Annotated in this window: 13 protein-coding genes and 1 pseudogene; 7 read left to right on the top strand and 7 right to left on the bottom strand. The window is 43.6% G+C overall.

Going from position 1 to position 21,219, the window contains the following annotated elements:
• Nucleotides 1-72 precede the first annotated feature (72 nt).
• On the bottom strand, nt 73-2,250 hold the full coding sequence (locus NI470_RS03275) for a TonB-dependent receptor domain-containing protein (protein ID WP_005103165.1): 2,178 nt from the start codon (nt 2,248-2,250) through the stop codon (nt 73-75).
• A gap of 265 nt (nt 2,251-2,515) precedes the next feature.
• On the opposite strand from NI470_RS03275, the gene tig reads away from it, so the two are divergent.
• The 4 genes from tig (at nt 2,516) to NI470_RS03255 (ending at nt 6,874) form a co-directional block, all read left to right on the top strand.
• Nucleotides 2,516-3,847: a trigger factor gene (gene tig / locus NI470_RS03270; protein WP_004278409.1), complete on the top strand. Its 1,332-nt coding sequence runs from the start codon at nt 2,516-2,518 to the stop codon at nt 3,845-3,847.
• A 194-nt stretch (nt 3,848-4,041) separates the two neighbouring features.
• Nucleotides 4,042-4,647 (top strand): ATP-dependent Clp endopeptidase proteolytic subunit ClpP, encoded by a 606-nt coding sequence (gene clpP / locus NI470_RS03265; protein ID WP_004647427.1) that lies wholly within the window; start codon nt 4,042-4,044, stop codon nt 4,645-4,647.
• 29 nt (nt 4,648-4,676) lie between these two features.
• Nucleotides 4,677-5,987 (top strand): ATP-dependent protease ATP-binding subunit ClpX, encoded by a 1,311-nt coding sequence (gene clpX / locus NI470_RS03260; protein ID WP_253147712.1) that lies wholly within the window; start codon nt 4,677-4,679, stop codon nt 5,985-5,987.
• A gap of 170 nt (nt 5,988-6,157) precedes the next feature.
• On the top strand, nt 6,158-6,874 hold the full coding sequence (locus NI470_RS03255) for a DUF2846 domain-containing protein (protein ID WP_253147711.1): 717 nt from the start codon (nt 6,158-6,160) through the stop codon (nt 6,872-6,874).
• Between the two features lie 67 nt (nt 6,875-6,941).
• Here NI470_RS03255 and NI470_RS03250 read toward each other — a convergent pair whose 3' ends face one another.
• On the bottom strand, nt 6,942-8,468 hold the full coding sequence (locus tag NI470_RS03250) for a fumarate hydratase (RefSeq protein ID WP_004278405.1): 1,527 nt from the start codon (nt 8,466-8,468) through the stop codon (nt 6,942-6,944).
• A 696-nt stretch (nt 8,469-9,164) separates the two neighbouring features.
• Here NI470_RS03250 and NI470_RS03245 point away from each other — a divergent pair.
• Complete coding sequence (locus tag NI470_RS03245) at nt 9,165-9,404, top strand: DUF2171 domain-containing protein (RefSeq protein WP_004729548.1); 240 nt, start codon at nt 9,165-9,167, stop codon at nt 9,402-9,404.
• 231 nt (nt 9,405-9,635) lie between these two features.
• Here NI470_RS03245 and pta read toward each other — a convergent pair whose 3' ends face one another.
• The 3 genes from pta to NI470_RS03230 all read right to left on the bottom strand — a co-directional run bounded on the left by pta (nt 9,636) and on the right by NI470_RS03230 (nt 14,765).
• A complete protein-coding gene (gene pta / locus NI470_RS03240; protein ID WP_247143239.1) occupies nt 9,636-11,774 on the bottom strand; it encodes a phosphate acetyltransferase in 2,139 nt (712 codons plus the stop codon).
• 54 nt (nt 11,775-11,828) lie between these two features.
• Complete coding sequence (locus NI470_RS03235; protein ID WP_114542258.1) at nt 11,829-13,049, bottom strand: acetate/propionate family kinase; 1,221 nt, start codon at nt 13,047-13,049, stop codon at nt 11,829-11,831.
• Between the two features lie 450 nt (nt 13,050-13,499).
• Nucleotides 13,500-14,765, bottom strand: a complete 1,266-nt coding sequence (locus NI470_RS03230) for a glutamate-5-semialdehyde dehydrogenase (RefSeq protein ID WP_004278400.1) — start codon at nt 14,763-14,765, stop codon at nt 13,500-13,502.
• A 322-nt stretch (nt 14,766-15,087) separates the two neighbouring features.
• On the opposite strand from NI470_RS03230, the pseudogene NI470_RS03225 reads away from it, so the two are divergent.
• Nucleotides 15,088-16,425: pseudogene (locus tag NI470_RS03225) on the top strand (alpha/beta fold hydrolase).
• A 28-nt stretch (nt 16,426-16,453) separates the two neighbouring features.
• Here the strand turns inward: NI470_RS03225 and NI470_RS03220 are convergent.
• Both NI470_RS03220 and nagZ read right to left on the bottom strand, forming a co-directional pair.
• On the bottom strand, nt 16,454-17,317 hold the full coding sequence (locus NI470_RS03220) for a class I SAM-dependent methyltransferase (protein WP_005103190.1): 864 nt from the start codon (nt 17,315-17,317) through the stop codon (nt 16,454-16,456).
• A gap of 123 nt (nt 17,318-17,440) precedes the next feature.
• On the bottom strand, nt 17,441-18,463 hold the full coding sequence (gene nagZ / locus NI470_RS03215; protein WP_253147710.1) for a beta-N-acetylhexosaminidase: 1,023 nt from the start codon (nt 18,461-18,463) through the stop codon (nt 17,441-17,443).
• A gap of 200 nt (nt 18,464-18,663) precedes the next feature.
• Between nagZ and NI470_RS03210 the strand changes: the two genes are divergently transcribed.
• Nucleotides 18,664-20,850, top strand: a complete 2,187-nt coding sequence (locus tag NI470_RS03210) for a carboxy terminal-processing peptidase (protein WP_253147709.1) — start codon at nt 18,664-18,666, stop codon at nt 20,848-20,850.
• Nucleotides 20,851-21,219: the final 369 nt, after the last annotated feature.

Genomic DNA, 21,219 nt, shown 5'->3' with positions numbered 1-21,219 from the left:
GAGGTTTCATGGAGTACTCATTGAGCGATAAAAAACCCTGCCGAAGCAGGGTTTTGAATCATGACTTTTATATTAGAAGTCGTATGAAACAGATAACCAGTAGTTACGGCCTGGAATATAAGTACCTGTTGTACTAGAACCAATATCTAAATATTTATAACCAGTAGCAGTTTGTAGACGACCACGGTTGTCTAAATATTCATATGATTTTGCACCTTCGGTAAAATCTTTGTCCAGCAGGTTGTTCACAGCCATATTCAGACGTAATTGATCACTGACGGTATAACTTGCACCGAGGTTGAATACGCTATAGCCCGCTAACTTGTCACCAAATAATTTATATTCTTCATAGTCGCTTGAGCCTAAACCTGAAGCAGGTGCTGTTGGCGTAGTCAGGAAGCGTTGACGATCAGATTTATATTCGTACTGTAACCATAGGTCTACAGCAGGCACCAGATGCCATGTTGAAGTCAGGTTAAGCGCATTACGTGGCTGGTTATTGTAATAAGTGCCTTCGTTTTCTCCATTCGTAATTTCACTTCTGGTATAGGTATAGGCAGCTTTCATATCCCATTCAGGCAAAATGCTGTATTGCAAAGTTGCTTCTGCACCATAAACTTTGGCCTTATTCGCATTCACGCTGGTTGAACATGAGCTTGCAGTCAAGCATTCAGCGGATACAGGAAGATTCTCTGAAACAATTGCATCTTTAATCTGGTTGTAAAAACCGGTTGCCGTGAAATTGATATCATCTGTCGGCTGTAAATTAAAACCTAATTCATAGTTGGTTGAGGTTTCAGGCTTTAAGTCCGGATTACCAAATGTCAGGTTTTGTCCCTGTCCACTGAGGCCAACAACGCCGTCATAAAGGGCTTTCGCAGAAGGTGCTTTATAACCTGTACTTACGCCACCTTTCACAGTCAGCATGTCATTGGTATTCCAGACTAGATAGGCACGTGGACTAAAATGACCGCCAAAACCGGAGTGGTCTTCAAAACGACCGCCATAGGTTAAACTTAAACTATCCAAAAGACGCCATTCATCTTCAGCATAAACTGACCAGGATTTTTTATCGAATTCGTCTACACCAGTCGAATACAGAGCGATATTATCTTTATTGGTTTGCTCTTTGTATTCCGTACCCACAGTGAGCTTATGCGCACCTAAAGTTGAAATAATATGGCTATCTGCAATTAAATCGGTATTTTTTAACACACGATCTGCACCAATTTGTGCATTTCCGACGGGTAATGCAGCTGAAGGTATCGTACGACCTTTGGTTTCAGTTTCTGAGTGGCTGATATAAGTATTCCACTGACCAAAGCTATAGTCGCCATCATGCCCGATTGCAAACTGGGTACGATCAAAAATCAATTTATCTTTATAACCATTTGCTGTTGTTGCAGTATCTAAAGTACCTAAACGATTGTCTTCATTCTTATAGTTTTGATGGCTGTAGAATGAGTCAAGCCACAAGGCATTTTGATCATCTACTTTGTATGTAAGTTTACCGCCTACATCATAATTATGTGCGGTGGTCGGGCGTGGATCACGGCCAGTTGAACCTTCGACACGCTCAGACTGACCCCGGTCATAATAACTGCCGCGAAGTTGCAGACCAAGCACATCATTGACCAATGGACCATTCACCAAGAAGCTGGTTTTCCAAGAATCTGCTTCAGTACCATGCTCCATAACGTTGCCACTGACAGTAACGTTCCCATTCCACTCGTCTGAAACTTTTTTGGTAATGATATTAATCACACCACCCATGGCATCTGAACCGTAGAGGGTAGACATAGGTCCACGAATGACTTCAATACGCTCAATGGCTGAAAGAGGGGGCATAAAGCCTGTCGCTGCTTCACCAAAACCATTCGGGGTAACATCGGTAGAAGTGGTTTGACGACGGCCATCAATCAAAATAAGGGTATCATCAGCGTTCATACCACGGATGCTAACATTTAGTCCTGCAGTTTTGCCTACGCCATTACGCACATCCACTCCAGGGACATCAACCAACAGGTCAGCAATATTGGTGGCATTCTTACGTTGAATATCTTCTTGAGTGATCACGCTAATTGAGGCAGGGGCATCTTTTAATTGTTGTTCAAACCCCGATGCAGAAACTACAATGGTAGATAAGGTGGTAGTTGGGATGTTGGAGGGGCTATTTGTCTCTGCAAAAGCAGATGTTGCTGTGACCCCAAAAATTGCCAATGTAAGCGGACGAAGACTAAAACTATGCATGACCAAATTCCCGAACCGAAGAATAAATTAGTATTGTTGCTCAAATAAGAAACTGGATATTAATGATAGTACTTATCATTTGCAATAAAAAATATACATTTTCTGCATTTAAGTGGGGTTGACTGAATATTTGAAAGGGTAGCAATTCGAATAAAAAAGACTTAAAAACTGGAACTCGCGCGTATTTTTTGTATATCCTTAAATGTTGTCATATAATGTGGCACATTTTTATAAACCTGTTATTACCAAATATATAGAGGAAGCCATGCAAGTAACTTCTGAAGCGGTTTCGGGCGTTGCCCGTCGTTTAAATGTTTCTGTACCGACGAGCCGTATTAATGAGCAATTTGAAGCTCGTTTAAAACGCACTGCTAAAACTGCGAAGATCAACGGCTTCCGTCCAGGTAAAGTACCTGTAAACGTAGTTCGTCGTGAATACGGCGCGGGTATCTACCAAGAAGTAGTAAACGATATTATTCGTGACACAGTTTTCGAAGCGATCCAGCAAGAAAAAATCAATGCTGTGGGCATGCCAAACATCGAAAAAACTGAAATGAAAGACGACGCGCTGGTATATACAGCGACTGTTGAAGTTTATCCAGAAATCGAAGTGAAATTCGACGGCTTGGAAGTTGAGCGTAAAGCAGCTGAAGTAAATGACAAAGACGTTGAGAAGATGATTGAAAATCTTCAAAAACAACGTGCTGCTTGGGCTGAAACAAAAGGCATGGCTAAAAAAGACATGCAAGTAACTTTTGATTTCGAAGGTTCAATCGACGGCGAAAAATTTGAAGGCGGTTCTGCAGAAGACTTCAAACTTGTTCTAGGTTCTGGTCGTATGATCCCTGGCTTCGAAGACGGTATCGTTGGTATGAAGAAAGGCGAAGAGAAAGTTATCGATGTAACTTTCCCTGAAGACTACCAAGCTGAAAACCTTGCTGGTAAACAAGCTCAATTCAAAATCACTGTGAAGCTTGTTGAAAAACAAAAACTTCCAGAAATCGATACTGAATTCCTGAAAATCTTCGGTGTATCTGAAGAAGAAGGCGTTGAGAAGTTAAAAGCTGACGTTCGTAAAAACATGGAACGTGAAGTGAAGAACGGCCTTCGCAATCAGGTTAAAGGCGCGACTTTCGATGCATTAGTTGCTGCAAACGAAGTTGAACTTCCAGCTGCTATGCTTGCTCAAGAAATTGACCGTCAACGTCAACAAATGATCCAGCAGTTCACACAGCAGTTTGGTGCTCAAGGTGCGAAAGCATTTGATTCAAGCATGCTTCCAGACGAATTGTTTAAAGAACAAGCTGAAAAATCTGTAAAACTTGGCGTACTTGTAAGCCGTGTTTTAGCTGATGCGAAAATCGAAGTAGATGCTGCACGTGTTGAAGCGTACATCGAAGACATGGCTTCTTCTTATGAAGATCCAAACGAAGTGATCGAATACTTCAAAAACGATGCGCAACAGCGTGCTCAAATCGAAGCAGTTGTGCTAGAAGATCAAGTTGTTGATTACATTTTGGCTTCTGCTAAAGTAACTGATGCGACTGTAAGCTATGAAGACTTATTGAAAGAGCAGCAAGCTCGTCAACAAGGCTAATTTAGCTTTCGATAAAAAAGGCGCTTAATGCGCCTTTTTTTCATATTGATGCCTGAAAAAAGTATTTCTGTTTTTCACAAAACTAATGCAAAAAATATAATGGATTTGTTGGCGAATTTTTTGCAATTTCAGTGATTATACCTCATATTGTGATTATGGGTTAGGTCACAAAAAATTTAGGAATAAATAAACGTATGTATGTTCCAACGATTGAAAACGCTTTAGTGCCAATGGTGGTAGAACAATCCTCTCGTGGTGAGCGTTCTTTTGATATTTATTCACGCCTTTTGCGTGAACGTGTAATTTTTATGACGGGCGAAGTTGAAGACAACATGGCGAACCTGATCGTTGCGCAAATGTTGTTTTTAGAGGCGGAAAATCCAGATAAAGATATTCATCTATATATCAATTCACCAGGCGGTTCGGTAACTGCGGGTATGGCGATTTATGACACCATGCAGTTTATCAAACCTGATGTCGTAACGTACTGCATGGGTCAGGCAGCATCAATGGGTGCGTTCCTGCTGAATGCCGGTACCAAGGGCAAGCGTTATTGCCTTGAAAATGCCCGTGTCATGATTCACCAGCCATTGGGTGGTTTCCGTGGTCAGGCTTCAGATATTGAAATTCATGCACGTGAAATCCTGTTTATTAAAGAGCGTTTAAACCGTTTAATGGCTGAACACAGCGGTCAGGATTACGAGAAAGTTGCACGTGATACAGACCGTGACAACTTTATGACTGCTCAGCAAGCGAAAGAATACGGTCTTGTGGACGAAGTTTTAACTAAACGTCCATAAGTTTTAAAGATTGAGATAGTGGAGTAAATATGTCCGAACATCCTCAAGGACAAAAGCATTGTTCATTTTGCGGTAAAACGCAGTCTGAAGTCGGGAAGCTGATTGCAGGCGAGGACGCATACATTTGTAATGAATGTGTGGACGTATGCTTAGATTTGGTTCAAACCAGTCAACAGGTGGAAACCAATGACTGGGCCAATCGTCCTTTGCCGAAACCGCATGAAATTCGTGCGGCCTTAGATCAATATGTGATTGGTCAGGACGTCGCGAAAAAAACCTTGTCAGTTGCGGTTTATAACCATTACAAGCGCTTGAAAGTGCAAAATAATGGCAAGAAAGCTGATGATTCAGTCGAGCTTTCAAAAAGTAATATTATGTTGGTTGGTCCGACAGGATCGGGCAAAACCTTGCTTGCACAAACGCTGGCACGTCTTCTTGATGTTCCATTTGCCATGGCAGATGCAACGACACTGACCGAAGCCGGTTATGTGGGTGAAGATGTAGAAAACATCGTACAGAAGCTACTGCAAAAAGCCGATTACGATGTCGAAAAAGCGCAAAAGGGCATTATCTATATCGACGAGATCGACAAGATTACCCGCAAGTCTGAAAACCCATCCATCACGCGTGATGTATCGGGTGAAGGTGTTCAGCAAGCATTATTGAAAATGATTGAAGGTACGGTTGCATCAATTCCGCCACAAGGTGGACGTAAGCATCCGCAGCAAGAATTCATTCAGATTGATACCTCGAACATCCTGTTTATCTGTGGTGGTGCATTCTCAGGACTTGAGAAAATTGTACAGCAACGTCAGGAAAAAGGTGGCATCGGCTTTACTGCAGAAGTGCGTAAAAAAGATGAAACCAAGAAGCTGTCTGACTTGTTCCGTCAAGTTGAAGCAACTGACCTGGTAAAATTTGGTTTGATTCCAGAATTTATTGGTCGTTTGCCAGTAATTGCCACTTTGGACGAGTTGGATGAAGAAGCATTGATGCAGATTCTGACTGAGCCGAAGAATGCGTTAACCCGTCAGTATCAACATCTGTTTGATATGGAAGATGTGGATCTGGTTTTTGAAGAATCGGCATTACGTGCAGTGGCTAAGAAAGCAGTTGAGCGTAATACAGGTGCACGTGGTCTACGTTCGATCCTAGAAAATTCATTGCTGGAAACCATGTATGACTTGCCAAGCCGTAGCGATGTCGGTACTGTCGTCATCAATGAAGCCGTGATTAAAGGTGAAGCAGAGCCGGAATACCGTGCCGAGCGTCAGCCACATAATCAGCAAGAGACAGCGACAAAAATAGATTTAAAGGTCGTGAATAGTAAATCTGCTTAATTGCTATTCGTCCGAAACGTGCGAAAACTCCGTGTTTTCGCACGTTTTTTATTTCCAAAAATAAAGCTCGGTGTTAATCTGATTCACTAGGCGTGGATGCCTAAAACTTATAAAAAACAAATCGCAAAGCACTTGCATACATAAGAATAAAGACGCAGTGAGGGATAAGCATGCGTGGAGTCGCAATTGTACTCATCAGCAGTTTGGCATTGCTGGGGTGTCATGGTAAGAAAGCCGTCGTTGAGCCTACACAGCCACTCAGCACTTTAAAAAATATCGATCTTGAAAAAAAACCGGGCTTTGTCGAGCAGCATCGTATCGGCATGTTCACCATTGGCGGTTGGGTCAATCAAAAGCAGGGCAACCAGTTTCAGACGGTGAAACCGCAGCATGATGAAGCCGCCATCGTGTATTTATACCGGCCCGATTCTAAATGGAATCGTCAGGAAATTGTCGCTGCCAGCCTGTTTATCAATCAAGAACATATTCCAAGCTTATTGCACAACCATTATTACTGGATTGAAGTGCCTGCAGGGACCTATCGTTTGAGTACCAGTCGACCGCTAGCCGCGCTGCATTTCCAGAAACCTAAATATCTGGATTTTACTGTCGAAGCCGGGCAGTCTTATTTTATTAAATATGATGAAGAGAATATCAGTACACGCCGGAGTGTTTCAGGACCACTCATGCTGATGCCGGAAAAAGTTGGCCTGAATGAAATTGCTTTTACTCAGCTCAAATCAGACAGTTTTAACTTTGTGGCACAAGATCAGGAAACTGGCCAGATTCGTAAAAAAGCCCAGAAGATTGAACCGACTGCTTATGATCCATCATTAGATGTGCAGCTGAAAGCACCTTTTAAACTTTGGGATCCACGGACTTGGTAATTGACATTTTATTGAGAAAATATAATAAAAAAGCACCCTGAATGGGTGCTTTTTTATACAGATTTAATTAGCCCGCAGCAGCATCAACCACTGGAATCTTGCCAATTTTTGCTTGCCAGATTTTAGGTGCAGTCGCGTGAATAGAAGTACCATTCACATCAACTGCTACAGATACCGGCATATCTTTTACCACAAACTTGTAAATTGCTTCCATACCCAGGTCAGCAAAGGCAACCACTTCAGCTTCGCGAATAGCTTTAGACACGAGGTAAGCAGCACCACCGACAGCCATCAGGTAAGTTGCCTGGTTGTCTTTAATGGCTTCAACGGCAGCAGGACCACGGTCTGCTTTACCGATCATGCCGAACATGCCAGTTGCTTCAAGAACTTGACGCGTAAATTTATCCATACGCGTAGCCGTTGTTGGGCCAGCAGGGCCTACAACTTCGTCGCCGACTGGATCAACAGGGCCAACGTAGTAGATAAACTTGCCTTTCAGATCAACAGGAAGTTCTTCACCGTTGTTCAGCATGTCGACCATACGTTTGTGTGCAGCATCACGACCTGTATAGATTGTACCGTTAAGAAGAAGTGTATCGCCTGGTTTCCAGCTATTCATTTCTTCTTGGGTAATCGTGTCAAGGTCAACACGTTTAGAAGATGAAGAATCCCAAGTCACAGCAGGGTAGTCTTCAAGTTTAGGTGCTTGAATATGTGCAACACCTGTACCATCTAACTGGAAGTGTGCATGACGAGTCGCAGCACAGTTCGGGATCATACCAACTGGTTTACCTGCAGCATGACATGGATAATCTTTGATTTTAATATCAAGTACAGTGGTTAAACCGCCAAGACCTTGTGCACCAATACCCAAAGCATTTACTTTTTCGAAGATTTCGATACGAAGCTCTTCCATTTTGCTTTGTGGACCACGACGAAGCAATTCGTCCATGTTGATCTCTTCCATCAATGCTTCTTTGGCAAGCATCATGGCTTTTTCAGCAGTACCACCGATCCCGATTCCCAGCATACCTGGTGGACACCAGCCTGCACCCATGGTTGGAACAGTTTTCAGTACCCAATCCACGATTGAATCAGATGGGTTTAACATTGCCAGTTTAGATTTGTTTTCTGAACCGCCACCTTTGGCTGCCACAGTGATATCTACTTTATTACCAGGCACAAGCTTGTGGTAAATCACGGCAGGAGTGTTGTCTTTGGTGTTCTTACGACCAAATGCAGGATCAGCCAGAACTGATGCGCGAAGCACGTTCGAGTTTTCTAAATAACCCTGACGTACGCCTTCATTGATTGCATCATCCAGGCTCATGGTTAAATCGAATTTAACGTCCATGCCCACTTCAACAAATACGTTGACGATACCGGTATCTTGACAGATTGGGCGGTGGCCTTCTGCACACATGCGTGAGTTAATTAAGATTTGTGCGATCGCATCTTTAGCAGCTTTGTTCTCTTCACGATCATACGCACGGCTCATCGCTTGGATAAAGTCTTGTGGATGATAATAAGAAATGAACTGAAGCGCATCTTTAACTGATGTGATCAAGTCATCTTGCTTGATAATAGTTGTCATACAAATATCTCTTGAGCGGGCTGATAGCTAGCGGGCTAAATTATAAGACAAAAGAATCGGGTTGTGGGCATTTTGGGCGAGCATTGGCCGAAAGTTTATAGTTTAAGCAATCTGAGCAAGGACTTTAGCTATTCCATGGGTCAAATATGACAGCAAGTTGTCATATTCAATGTCATATTTCAGATAAAAAATACGCATAATTTTGCTTATTCCGTCTTAAGTGATTGAATTTTATTAATTGTTTTAAATCTAATAAAAAACCAGATTGTCATATAACTGTCATAAAACTTTTACATAATGCAGCTATCAACTAAAGGAGATCCTAACAATGGTTACAGGTATTTTGATGGCAGCTGGTTTTTGTGTATATATCGCTGCAACTTGGATGTACGGTCAGAAAGAAGATCAAGCCTAAGCTTTATCTTCTTTTTTATTTTAAGACCTCAAAGAATTAACCTATCTTCAAATCTTCAAATCTTCAAATCTTCAAATCTTCAAATCTTCAAATCTTCAAATCCAGTTATAAAAATATTTGAAAACTCAAATTTAAAAAGTATCTCTCCTATAGCTTACTCAAGCCATGTTGACCATTTACATTTTTAACCCAGAAAAACTCAAAGCCTGAAAACCCTTACACATGCGGCATTTTTTATTGCTTAGACTGTTTCTCTCAACTTCTAGAAACAGGCAAGTAGAATGAACAATTTTAATGCAAGTGATATTAAAGAACATGCTTCAGTCATTGCTTCATGTGGTACTCAAGTCGGGAAGGTGGACCATTTAGAAGGTCAGGATTCAATTAAATTAACAAGAAGTGATGATGAAAATAATGAGCATCATCTGATTCCCTTGAGTTGGGTAAGTGAAATCAAAGACGATAGCGTCGTGCTCAATAAAACTGCGGAAGAGGTACGTAAAGAGTGGACTACCTTATAAGAAATTAAAGTTAGTGGACTGAAAAGCAGGGCTGCTTCAGCTTAATTTTTTATGTCACAGACTTTATGAGTAACCGTTGAAAATGCCAGTTCGAAAGACTGGCATTTTTATTGTTTATTAAAACGAGATAATGATCGCGTGCTGAATTTATTGAAGCTATGAGTGTTTTTTTATAAAAAAACCACCTGATTTTTCAATCAGATGATTTGGAAAACTTAAATTCAAGAAGTATTAAGCTTCTTGCTGCTCGGCCTGAATCGCGGTTAAGGCAATGGTAAACACGATGTCATCGACCAAGGCACCACGCGACAGGTCATTGACCGGCTTATTCAAGCCTTGCAGCATTGGTCCAACACTGACTACATTGGCAGCGCGTTGAACCGCTTTATAAGTAGTGTTACCGGTGTTCAGATCCGGGAAAATAAATACATTGGCACGTCCAGCCACTTGTGAATCAGGTGCCTTTTGGCGACCTACACTTTCTACAGATGCTGCATCATATTGTAATGGACCATCAATCAGCAGGTCAGGGCGGCGTTCTTTGGCAATCCGTGTAGCTTCCGCGACTTTTTCCACATCAGCGCCAGTACCCGAAGTTCCTGTCGAATAGGAAATCATGGCAATGCGTGGATCTATACCAAAGGCTTTGGCAGAATCGGCGGACTGGATTGCAATTTCGGCCAGCTGTTCTGCATCAGGGTCCGGATTGATCGCACAGTCACCATACACATAGACTTCATCTGGCAACAGCATAAAGAATACGGAAGATACCAGTGAGTAATCCGGAGCAGTCTTAATCAGCTGGAAAGCAGGACGTACCGTATTCGCCGTGGTATGCACTGCACCCGACACCAAACCGTCAACCTGATCCAGCGCCAGCATCATGGTGCCAAGTACTACTGTATCTTGCAGTTGTTCACGGGCCTGTAGTTCGTTGAGCTTGCCTTTACGCAGCTCCACCATCTTGTCGATGTAGTTTTCACGCACCAGATCCGGATCAAGAATTTCCAGATCTTCAGGCAATTCAATACCGCGAGCTTTGGCTACTTCTAGCACAGCTTCAGGCTTGGCCAGCAAAATACACTGTGCAATACCACGCGCCTGACAAATGGCCGCAGCCTGTACGGTACGCGGTTCATCACCCTCTGGCAGTACAATACGTTTTTTCGCAGCAATTGATTTCTGTACCAGTTCATGACGGAAAGCGGAAGGTGACAGACGTGGCTTATAAGAACCATTCAACATTTGATTCAGCCATTCCGGATTGATATGGCTTGAAACAAAACGTGTCACCTGATCTGCACGTTCGGTATCATCCACCGGAATTTCATTGCTGAGATTTGCCAGTTTTTGTGCGGTTTCAAACGTGCTGAGTGGCGTGTGTAGGATTGGTAAACCTTGCTTGATGGCAGCCTGGCAGAATTCCAGTACATGATCATTTGGCTGTTGATGTTCAGTCAGCACCAGACCGGCCAAAGGAATCCCGTTACTGCTTGCCAGACTGCTTGCCAGTAATACGTCAATCCGGTCAGAGGCACTAATAATTAATTCGCCAGCCACAAATTTATGCAATTCATGTTCAATATTGGCTGAAATCAGGCTGCTATGTTGTACACGGCGCTGTTTGGCTTCGCCTTCATTAATCCAGTAAGCAGAAATATGGGCAGCCAGATCAGACATGCGTGGCACACTTAAGGTTTTACTGAAAGGCACCAAGCCAATCACTGGCAATTTTTCAGAACCAATATGCGGATGCGTCTGCTGAATAGCTGTAATAAATTCGGCGGTTTCAGCTTTAAGGCGTAAATCTGGATTCAGCGTGACAGGAATCTGCGCAGATTCTTCAGGCAGGCCTTTGGTGCGCATTAACATGATACCTGCCAGACGGGTAGAGCTAGCGCCACCAAAATTACGCAGCTGATGTTCAACTTTGTCTGCGGTTTGGCTTGGCTGCTGAATATTGGCATTGCTGACCACAATAACTTTGGCATCAAGAGCTTGTGCCAGTGAAGCATTCAAATCATCGGCAAAACTGTCCTGAGTATTTGGCAGCAGACCTTCGACAATAATCAGGTCATGCTGTTTGGCGATTTGACGATGCAGACGTACCGCTTCTTCAAGCAATTCATCCTGTTCACCCAGATTGATCTGCTGCAAGACTTTGCTATAACGGATGGGTTCAACAGTTTCACTTTGAGAAATATGACGATACAAAGCCGTGGTTCGGTCTTCGATTTCATTCAATTCCTGGGCAAAAGGTTTCAGGAAACCAGCTTTTACCCCTTGGCATTCCAGTGCATAAATCAGGCCCAAACATGCAGAAGTTAAGCCTACGCCTTCCCCAGTGGGAACCAATAAAATTGTTTTCATAAGTTATGTCAGTCGCAGAATAATAAAAATCAGTTAAAAAGTGGCTAAGCCTGCTTATGCAGGCGTTACCTCAGCTTTAGACTTTTTTGCAGTATTGCGCTCCACCTCAAGTTCAACCACACTTTGAACTTCTTGTGCGATACGGCCTTCTTCATCTGTTGGCACTACCCAGATTTGTGGGCCTGTACCTGAATCGATCCGACCTTCAGTACCGCGTTTCAATTCATTGTTGGCGTTTTTATCCAGATTGAAGCCGAAGTGGGGCAGGTAAGTCATGGTCTTTTCGCGGATATAGGCTGAATTTTCGCCAATACCGCCAGTGAAGAACAGACCATTAAGACGTGGCAGACCACAGCTCAACGCTGCCAGAGATTTAGCTAAACGGTAGCAGAATACTTCAATCGCCAGTGCGGCATCTTCATTGCCTTGCTCTGAAGCTTCAATCAGGGTACGCATGTCATTCGACAGGTCAGACAGACCCAAAAGACCACTTTGGCTATTCAGCATCTTGTCAATTTTATAAATGTCCCAACCCAGGTTTTTCGCCAAGAAACTATGCAGGCTTGGATCGACATCACCACTGCGTGTGCCCATAACAATGCCTTCAAGCGGAGTTAAGCCCATTGAAGTATCTACACTTTGCCCATTCCAAACGGCACAGGTCGAGCTACCATTACCTAAATGCGCAGTTAACCAGCCACCTTGTTTGAAACTACCTGCCAGTTCAGAACCACGTTCTGAAACATAGGCATGACTAGTCCCGTGGAAGCCATAGCGACGCACACCATGAGCAGTATATAAAAATTTCGGCAGGGCATAACGATAAGCATGCGCTGGCATGGTTTGATGGAAGGCAGTATCAAATACTGCAACTTGTGGTAATTCCGGGAATAAACGTTTGGTAGCTTCAATGCCAATCAGATGAGCCGGATTGTGTAATGGCGCAAGCGGTGTTGCTTCACGAATTTTTTCAATAATTTCGTCATTGATCAGTTCAGCCTTGGTCAGGCTGCCACCATGTACGACACGGTGACCGATCGCATCCGGACGGTAGTTGGCCAGACGTTCCAGACCCACTTCGAGTGCTTTTTTGTGGTCAGCAAATGGAATGTGGATATCGACCGGCTCATTGCCAACCGTCACGCCTTTAATGCGAGCATTCTCTGTGCCTAAGTTCTCAGCTAAACCATGAATACGGAAATTCTGCTCCTCAAGAAGTAATGCAAATTTGATTGAAGAAGAGCCACAATTAATAACTAATACTGACTTAGACACGATTGATTACCCAATTTTTAATTAAAATTCTCGTCCATTTGCTTGACCCAATTGCGAACAATGAAGCAGCAATCCAGATCAATGAATATGTTTTAACATTTGTTTTTTTTCTGTCCTAGATAGACTTTAGCAGATTAGACTTAAGCATTATCGACCGATTTAACAATAATAACTAAAATTTATCAGTTCATAGTTTTCATTTATAAATAAAATGATGCTGAAAATATAATCAATAAGAATACTAAACTCTGCTTAAATTTAATTTTAGAATAGATTAATTCTTTAGTTTAGCGCCTGAAAAGGCAAATATTGTTTTTACATACAATTCTATAAAGAGATTCATCAATAAAATGACCGGAAGGTTCTAATCCATCTATTTCAGTGTCAATTTTTCTGTCCATAAAAAACAGCCTCATTTATGAGGCTGTTTTAAATGAGCGATCTGAATACTTATTGGCGAATCTGACCATCACCAAACACAATCCATTTCTGCGACGTCAGGCCTTCAAGACCGACTGGGCCACGAGCATGGATTTTATCGGTTGAAATCCCGATTTCTGCGCCTAAGCCATATTCAAAACCATCTGCAAAACGAGTAGAGGCATTGATCATGACCGAACTTGAATCTACACCCGCCAGAAATTCGCGAGCCAGACTGTAGTTTTCAGTAATAATGGAATCGGTATGATGCGAGCCATATTTGTTGATGTGCTCAATGGCTTCTTCTATACCAGAAACGACTTTGATCGCCAGAATCGGGCCCAGATACTCGGTATACCAGTCTTCTTCAGTGGCCGTAATGACTGCATCTCCAAGAATACGCTGGGTTTCCCGGCAACCACGAAGTTCGACTTTTTTCTCTTGGTAAAGCTCTGCGATGCGTGGCAAGAATTCTTCAGCGACTTTTTCATCGACCAGCAGGGTTTCCATGGCATTACATACACCATAGCGATGGGTTTTGGCATTGAGCGCAATAGGCAATGCTTTCAACAAATCTGCTTGAGCTTCCACATACACATGACAGTTGCCATCTAAATGTTTAATGACCGGTACGCGTGCTTCCTCGGTAATTCGTTCGATTAGGCTCTTGCCGCCACGAGGCACAATCACATCCACATATTCGGTCATGGTAATCAACTGGCCCACTGCAGCGCGGTCAGTCGTATTCACGACCTGTACGGCAGCCTCAGGCAAGCCTGCGACTTTCAGGCCATGCTGAATCGCGACTGCAATTGCCTGATTCGATTCCAGAGCTTCTGAGCCGCCCCGTAAAATAATGGCATTGCCTGATTTGAGCGCGAGTGATGCCGCCTCCAACGTGACGTTAGGACGTGACTCGTAGATCATGCCGACCACACCCAAAGGCACACGCATCTTGCCCAGTTGAATCCCGGATGGGCGATAAGCCATATCACTAATTTCACCAATCGGATCTTTCAGGCCAATGACATCTTTTAGACCCTGCAACATACCTTTAAAGCGCGCGGGGTTGAGTTCTAAGCGATCAAGCAGGGCAGGGTCCAGATTGTTATTATGCGCCTTAGTCATATCTTTCTGGTTAGCAACCAAAATAGCAGCTTGGCTATTTTCCAAAGCCGTATAAATAGCGGATAACGCATTATTTTTAGTTTGGGTGGACGCGCGAGCCAAAATGCGAGACGCTTGGCGTGCCTGCTGTCCTACCGTTTGCATGTATTGTTCAATAGACTCTTGCATAGCGGTTTGATCACTTAGAAATTTCATTTCGATATTAACAGCCTGCTGCTGCACAATGAAGCCCATCTATTAAAAATCATCCGTTTTCGCAGACTTCTAAACATTTTGAAATTGTTTTCTGTTTAAAAGTAGATAAGTGGTCACTGAAGCGGTTGCTTGTGAAAAGCAGCTCTGTATAGAATGAAACACGCGGCATTGATGTCATTTATAATTATTAAAGAGCAGGATGCGTGTTCAGGCACACCGGAATGCGCCTGAAATATAAGATCTGTTAAGCATGACTTGCACAATAAAAATAAGGCAAGGACGGAGGAAAAGGAATATGAATTCCATTATCCACATGGACACCCATGTATTGGAACAACATAGCCACGATGGTTTTTTTGATCTTTATGATAAGCACAGTTTTAAGCAGCCGCCACGTACGACCTGAATGGACGGCTGGAAAATCGAATATATGGCGATCGCCCGTCCGGATACCTTACATTTAAGACCCATGGTGATTATTGGGGGAGCTTTCCAGAATTTTAATTCCTACAAATACTGTGTAGAACAGCTTTTTGATGCAGGTCCCATCATTCTGATTGACCTACCGTCCATGGGGGCCAACCAGCAGATTAGTAATGTCGATACGGGGCTGTCTGCCGGAACACTGGAGCTTGAAGACCTTGCTGCGATGCTGGGGCGCTGGCTGGAACAGATGCAGCTGCCGCAAGTGGCAATTCTAGGTATGTCCTTGGGTTCAGTGGTGGCTTCCTGTTTGGCAGATCAGCGTCCTGAACTGGTCGATCGGATGATCCTGATGGGTGTGATGCAGAAAACCCGTAAAAGCTGGCGGATGCTGCTGGAAGAGTCTTTGCATCTAATGAAAGAACAGCGTATGGATGAATTTGGTCAGGCCGTCATTTTGTACCTGGTGAATCATGCCCGTTTAACAGAAACCCGGATGTCACCGACTGCAAAGCGTTTGTTCTTTAAACAGATGGCGGAATTTACGGCCACCGAACAGGATCGTTATGATATCAATTGCAACCGTTTATTGCGTCTGACCAATGTGCCGATTCCACAGTGTAAAGTGCTGGTGGCATGTGGGCAATATGACAGTTTTACCTTGCCACATGAGAATGCCAATTTTGCCCTGCAATGTCCGAATATGCAGTATGTACAAATTGCAGGCGCCGATCATGTACCGCAGTTACAACGTCGTAAAGAAACCATGCATCTGTTTGCAACCTTCTTACGTGATGAACCGGTCGATCAGTTGCCGGGAATTATTCCGTTTAGCCCTGAGCAGATACAGCAGCTTGAACGTCGCGGTGAAGAGCGGATTCAGGTGCAAGATTCACAGCGTTTCCTCAGTCATCGTCATTCTGATCTCATTTTAAAAGCAGAGATCGTGGACATGAATTTCTTTGGGGTATTGCTGGAGTTAGATGTAGAACAGGCAGTATGCGCAACAGCTTATCCACGTGATCTGGCCTTGCATCTGGAAGATGAAGTTGGGGAATTTCAGATTGAGTGCCTGATCTTTGAACAGGATGATACTCAGCTGCGTGCTTTATTCAAACATGGCAGTTTTGAAGTCGCAGAACGCTTATTACGCTTTGTACAAATGCAAAAAGTACTGTCACAAACTGAAGTATTTGATGCAGCAATTTAAAAAACAGCAGCATTAAAAAACAGCGTACTTAAACGCTGTTTTTTTTCACGGCATGAATCATCCAGACCAGATCACCTAAATGTTCATCCTGTTCATGAGTCGGGTTTGGCTGATGAGGCTCGGCAAAATAACGTTGTGGTTGTTGTACCTCAACCTGGTCAAATCCTGCATCTTGAAAAAAGTGCTGTAGTTCTTGAGGGGATTTAAAATGAAAGGTAAACGCACTTCGAGACATGAATTTAAGCAGACGGCTACTGCTCCAGATAAAGTTCGCTAGTTTATTTTTCACCGGTTCGGGGTAAATATCGCTGAGATAGTGAACTGCCGGGAAATACTGCGCATTTTCTGTAATACCCTGCATCAGAATGCGTAACATCTGCTGATCAAAATAATTAATCAGTCCTTCACTAATGACCACTAAGGGCTGGTTGCGGTCAAACATCTGAAAAATACAGTCCAGTTCTTCACTAAAAATATCGGCAGTCAGGACTTCAGGTGCATGCTGATCAATTTGCTGTAAAGCCTGCGTCTTGATCTTGGCCATATCAGGCAAATCCAGTTCACGATAATTAATCTCTGGAAATTTCTGTCTGAAATTCCAGCTGCGTGGAGATAGTCCGCAGGCAATTTCAAGAACCTGAAGTTGTGGATGTTGCTCAATTAGTTGACACAAATGCTCATCAATCATTTGATGACGCTGCTTAAGTGTCGTACGCATGCTACCGCCGACATGGCGTTCTGCCCAGGATTCAAGTGGGTGAAGCAGTTTGGCCAGAATTTTACCTTTAGTGGTCGCAAAGGCTGGATGCGAGATCCCCATTTGATACCAGATATAGCCGGTATAGTGCGCAGTAAATGAAATATGGCGATGTTGTGAAAGTGTTTCTGTCATATCGTTCTTACCTTATTGTTATTTTTAAATTGATTAAATAATTGTGTAACCTTTTCATTACTATAATTAAAAAGGAACACTTTGTCGTGTTCCTTTTTTTTGTGTTGACTGGATTAAAAAGCTTTAGCTCATCTGCTGTTTGAACGCCACTATTTCATCACGGATATTGCGCCATGCTTCTCCCAGATCAAGCTCTGACCCAATCTGGATGTTCGGGATGTTGCCGCGCATACGTTCCAGACGTTGCTGGTTCGGAAGGGGCAGATCAACAATCCCTTCCAGTGCAATACATTGTGCTGCACGATCATTGCAGACCAGACCCATATCACAACCAGCTTTGAGTGCGGCCTGAATTCGGACATCGGCACCGCCTGCGACACATGCGGCCTGCATGCTTAAATCATCCGAGAACAAGACGCCGTCAAAGCCCAGCTCCTGACGTAAAACCTTCTGAATCCAGAATTCCGAGAAGCCTGCCGGATTAGGATCAACCTGACTATAGATGACATGAGCCGGCATCAGCGCATCCAGTTGTGGTTGCAGTTGGATAAATGTTTGCATATCTTTTTGCTGGATTTCTGCATAGGAGCGCGTATCAATTGCTGCAGCAACATGTGAATCCGCTTTGACTGAGCCATGACCTGGGAAATGTTTACCAGTTGAAGCCATGCCGGCACGTTTCATGCCGTGCAGAAATGCACCAGCCAGCGGAATAATATCCTGAATATTTTGCGCGAAACTGCGATCGCCGATCACATCACTGATGTCATTCAAGTCCAGTACCGGTGCAAAGCTGAAATCAATGCCGACAGCCAGTACTTCAGTCGCCATCAGCCAGCCGCATTTTTCAGCCAGTTCAAGGGCACGCTGTGGATCGCGCGTATAAAGTTCGCCAAATTTCCCCATGGCAGGCAGCAGGGTAAAGCCTTGTCTTAAACGCTGGACACGACCGCCTTCCTGATCTACCGCAATTAAAATATCAGGATGCACCTGACGCATATGATCGGTCAAAGCACGGACTTGCGCCGGAGATTCAATATTGCGACCAAATAAAATCACTCCACCGACTTGCGGCGCACTTAATAGTTCAATATCTTCTTGAGTGAGGGTTGTGCCTGTGATGTCGAGCATCAATGCGCCAATCATATGCGGAATCCGTTTTAGAGTTTTTCGGAGAAAACAATACCTGAATTCTGCAATGATTTGCTACACTTTGTCAGCACAGAATATGATAAAACTACACGACATAAACATATTAAGTTGTTTAAGATGCTGAATACGTTAAATTCTGGTCGAAAAGCAACACGGTCACATTGGTCTCTAGGCCAAGGAAGTACGAATTATTTATGAAATTTCAAACTATAGCTTGCGCAGTTGTGATTGCGACAGGTGGATTCTTTTTTACCCATGTAGTGAATGATGCGATTGCGGCCAATAGTAATGAAGTGGTCAGTAAAGCAATTCAGCCATCTCAAGAGCAGGCGCTGGTGTCACGTCAGCTGGCAACCCTGGTCGACCGTCAACATTATTTAAATATGCGTCTGGATGCCCAGACTTCACAGCGTATTTTTGATTTCTATATTGATAGTCTTGATCCGGAACACAGTCTGTTTCTGGCCCCCGAAGTTGAAAACTATAAGAAACGCTATGGTGCCAATTTTGGTGCCAATCTGAAAGCCGGCAATTTGTCTGGTCCTTATGAAATGCATGCGCAATATCAACAGCGCTTGCACCAGTTCTACACCTATATGTTGAATGAGCTGAAAAAACCGCAGAATCTGAATCAGCCAAATGTTTATATCGAAACGGATCGTGAGAAAGCGCCATTCTTTAAAACTGAGGCTGAACAGCGTGCGCACTGGTCAAAAATGCTGGTGTCTCAGCTGATCAATCTGACCATCAGTAAAGAAGAGGAGTTGGCCAAGCAGAAAGCGCTGAAAGCCAATCCGGAATTGGCCAATGGACAAGACCTGACTGGTCCTGAAGATCTAACGCCTGCGCAAACCTTGACCAAGCGTTATACCCGTCAACTGGAACGTCTCAGCCGCGTCAAAAGTGATGATGTGCTCGACAAGACACTGAACGCGATGATGCTGACTTATGATCCCCACAGTAATTACTTCCCGCCTGTGGATGCGATGGAGCTGAATCGTCAGACCACTTTACAGCTGGAAGGCGTCGGCGTATCGATTCGTCCGGAGCGTGGCAATGAAGATTATACCAAGATTGAAACCATCGTTGAAGGTGGTCCGGCCAGCAAATCCGGTCAAGTTAAATCAGGTGATCGTATCATTGGTGTAGCCCAAGACGGCGAGCAAATGGTCGATGTCATTGGCTGGCCAAGTAATGAAATTGTCGGTCTGATTCGTGGTAAACGTGGCACGAAAGTCACTCTACGCTTGCTCGGTGCGGGTGCTGCCATGGGGCAGGCACGTAATGTGACCATTACCCGTGACGTGATTCAGGAAGAAGATGCCGGTGTGCGTACACGTGTGGTCGACATTCAACGCGATGGCAAGAAATATCAATATGGTGTGATCGAAATTCCATCGTTCTACCTGAACTATCGCGCACGCCGTGCTGGTACCGATTATCGCTCGGTATCTGAAGATACCAACAAGGCCTTGAAAGAGCTGGCAGCGAAGAATGTTGCTGGGATTATTATCGATTTACGGAATAACCCAGGTGGTTCACTGGAAGAAGTGGCACGTATGTTGGGGCAGGTGATCAAGTCTGGCCCAGTGGTGCAGATCCGTGATGGCAATGGTAATGTCAGCGTCTTTGAAGATGATGATGGCGGTGCACAAACTTATGCAGGTCCACTGGCAGTGATGGTGAATCTGGCCTCTGCATCGGCCAGTGAAATTTACTCTGCTGCGATTCAGGATTATGAACGCGGGATTGTGATTGGCAGTACCACCACCGGTAAAGGTACAGCACAGGTGCAACTGGATAGTCTGGCGCATGGTCAGGCGACATTGACGCAGCGTAAATTCTACCGTGTGACCGGTGGCAGTACCCAGAATAAAGGGGTCGTTCCAGACATTAAACTGGTCGATATTTATAACGAAGAGTTTGGTGAGCGTAAGGCTAAAAATGCCTTGCAGTGGGATACCATTCCAACGGCACCATTTAAACGTGAAGGGGCTGTACAGAAATACGTCCCTGAATTGGCCAAACTTTCTCAGCAACGGGTCACACTGGATTCTCAGTTCAAGTATTTAGAACAGCGTAAAGCCGTGATGAAGAAAGCCGAAGAAGAGAAACGTCAGGTACTGGACTTGCAACAGCGTAAAGCTGAGTTGATTGCCATGGAGCAAAAAACGCTGGACGCAGAAAACACTCGTCGTGCTGCAACAGGTCTGAAACCTTATCCAAACTGGGAAAGTTATCAGGCTTCACTGGATGCCTTGATTGAAACGCGTGCCAAGATGAAGGCCAAAGAACGTCCGGCTCTGCCTGAAGAAGAAGCGTTTGTGATTGAAGCGGCAAATGTGTTACTGGACTATGCCAAATTACAAGCAAAACCCTAAGTTTTAGCCTCATTGGTCGTTGATAAAAATAGCCTGTTTCGACAGGCTATTTTTTTATTTTGCAAATCTGCACAAAAGACCAAATAAAATTTTGCTATGAAGTGCCATCTGTCTAAATAAAAATAAAAAAATTGTGATGGTGATCGAATAAATGAGCTAAAAAAATGAAGCTAAATATTTGCTTAAATTTGAAACACTTCTAATATATAAGTCATATTTTATTTTTATGTTGAGTCAGATTTTAGGGGCAATTCTCAACTTCAAAAGAAAGAAATATAAATTCTAAATTTTAGTTAAGACTGGATATTGTTGCAGACCAATTGGCTTGCATGGATGGTCAGCCTTGAGATTTTACTGAGTTCAAATTTG

It is taken from the genome of Acinetobacter lwoffii (assembly GCF_024129115.1).
GTDB lineage: Bacteria > Pseudomonadota > Gammaproteobacteria > Pseudomonadales > Moraxellaceae > Acinetobacter > Acinetobacter lwoffii_T.
Note: the sequence above shows the minus strand (reverse complement) of the source record. Positions and strands in the feature narration are given on the sequence as shown.

Excerpts from the sequence above, each read along its gene's own strand:
- clpX (WP_253147712.1), top strand. The coding sequence starts at position 4,677 with ATGTCCGAACATCCTCAAGGACAAAAGCATTGTTCATTTTGCGGTAAA.
- NI470_RS03230 (WP_004278400.1), bottom strand. The coding sequence starts at position 14,765 with ATGCAAGAGTCTATTGAACAATACATGCAAACGGTAGGACAGCAGGCA.
- tig (WP_004278409.1), top strand. The coding sequence starts at position 2,516 with ATGCAAGTAACTTCTGAAGCGGTTTCGGGCGTTGCCCGTCGTTTAAAT.
- NI470_RS03255 (WP_253147711.1), top strand. The coding sequence starts at position 6,158 with ATGCGTGGAGTCGCAATTGTACTCATCAGCAGTTTGGCATTGCTGGGG.
- NI470_RS03250 (WP_004278405.1), bottom strand. The coding sequence starts at position 8,468 with ATGACAACTATTATCAAGCAAGATGACTTGATCACATCAGTTAAAGAT.
- NI470_RS03220 (WP_005103190.1), bottom strand. The coding sequence starts at position 17,317 with ATGACAGAAACACTTTCACAACATCGCCATATTTCATTTACTGCGCAC.
- nagZ (WP_253147710.1), bottom strand. The coding sequence starts at position 18,463 with ATGATTGGCGCATTGATGCTCGACATCACAGGCACAACCCTCACTCAA.
- NI470_RS03275 (WP_005103165.1), bottom strand. The coding sequence starts at position 2,250 with ATGCATAGTTTTAGTCTTCGTCCGCTTACATTGGCAATTTTTGGGGTC.
- pta (WP_247143239.1), bottom strand. The coding sequence starts at position 11,774 with ATGAAAACAATTTTATTGGTTCCCACTGGGGAAGGCGTAGGCTTAACT.
- NI470_RS03245 (WP_004729548.1), top strand. The coding sequence starts at position 9,165 with ATGAACAATTTTAATGCAAGTGATATTAAAGAACATGCTTCAGTCATT.
- NI470_RS03210 (WP_253147709.1), top strand. The coding sequence starts at position 18,664 with ATGAAATTTCAAACTATAGCTTGCGCAGTTGTGATTGCGACAGGTGGA.
- clpP (WP_004647427.1), top strand. The coding sequence starts at position 4,042 with ATGTATGTTCCAACGATTGAAAACGCTTTAGTGCCAATGGTGGTAGAA.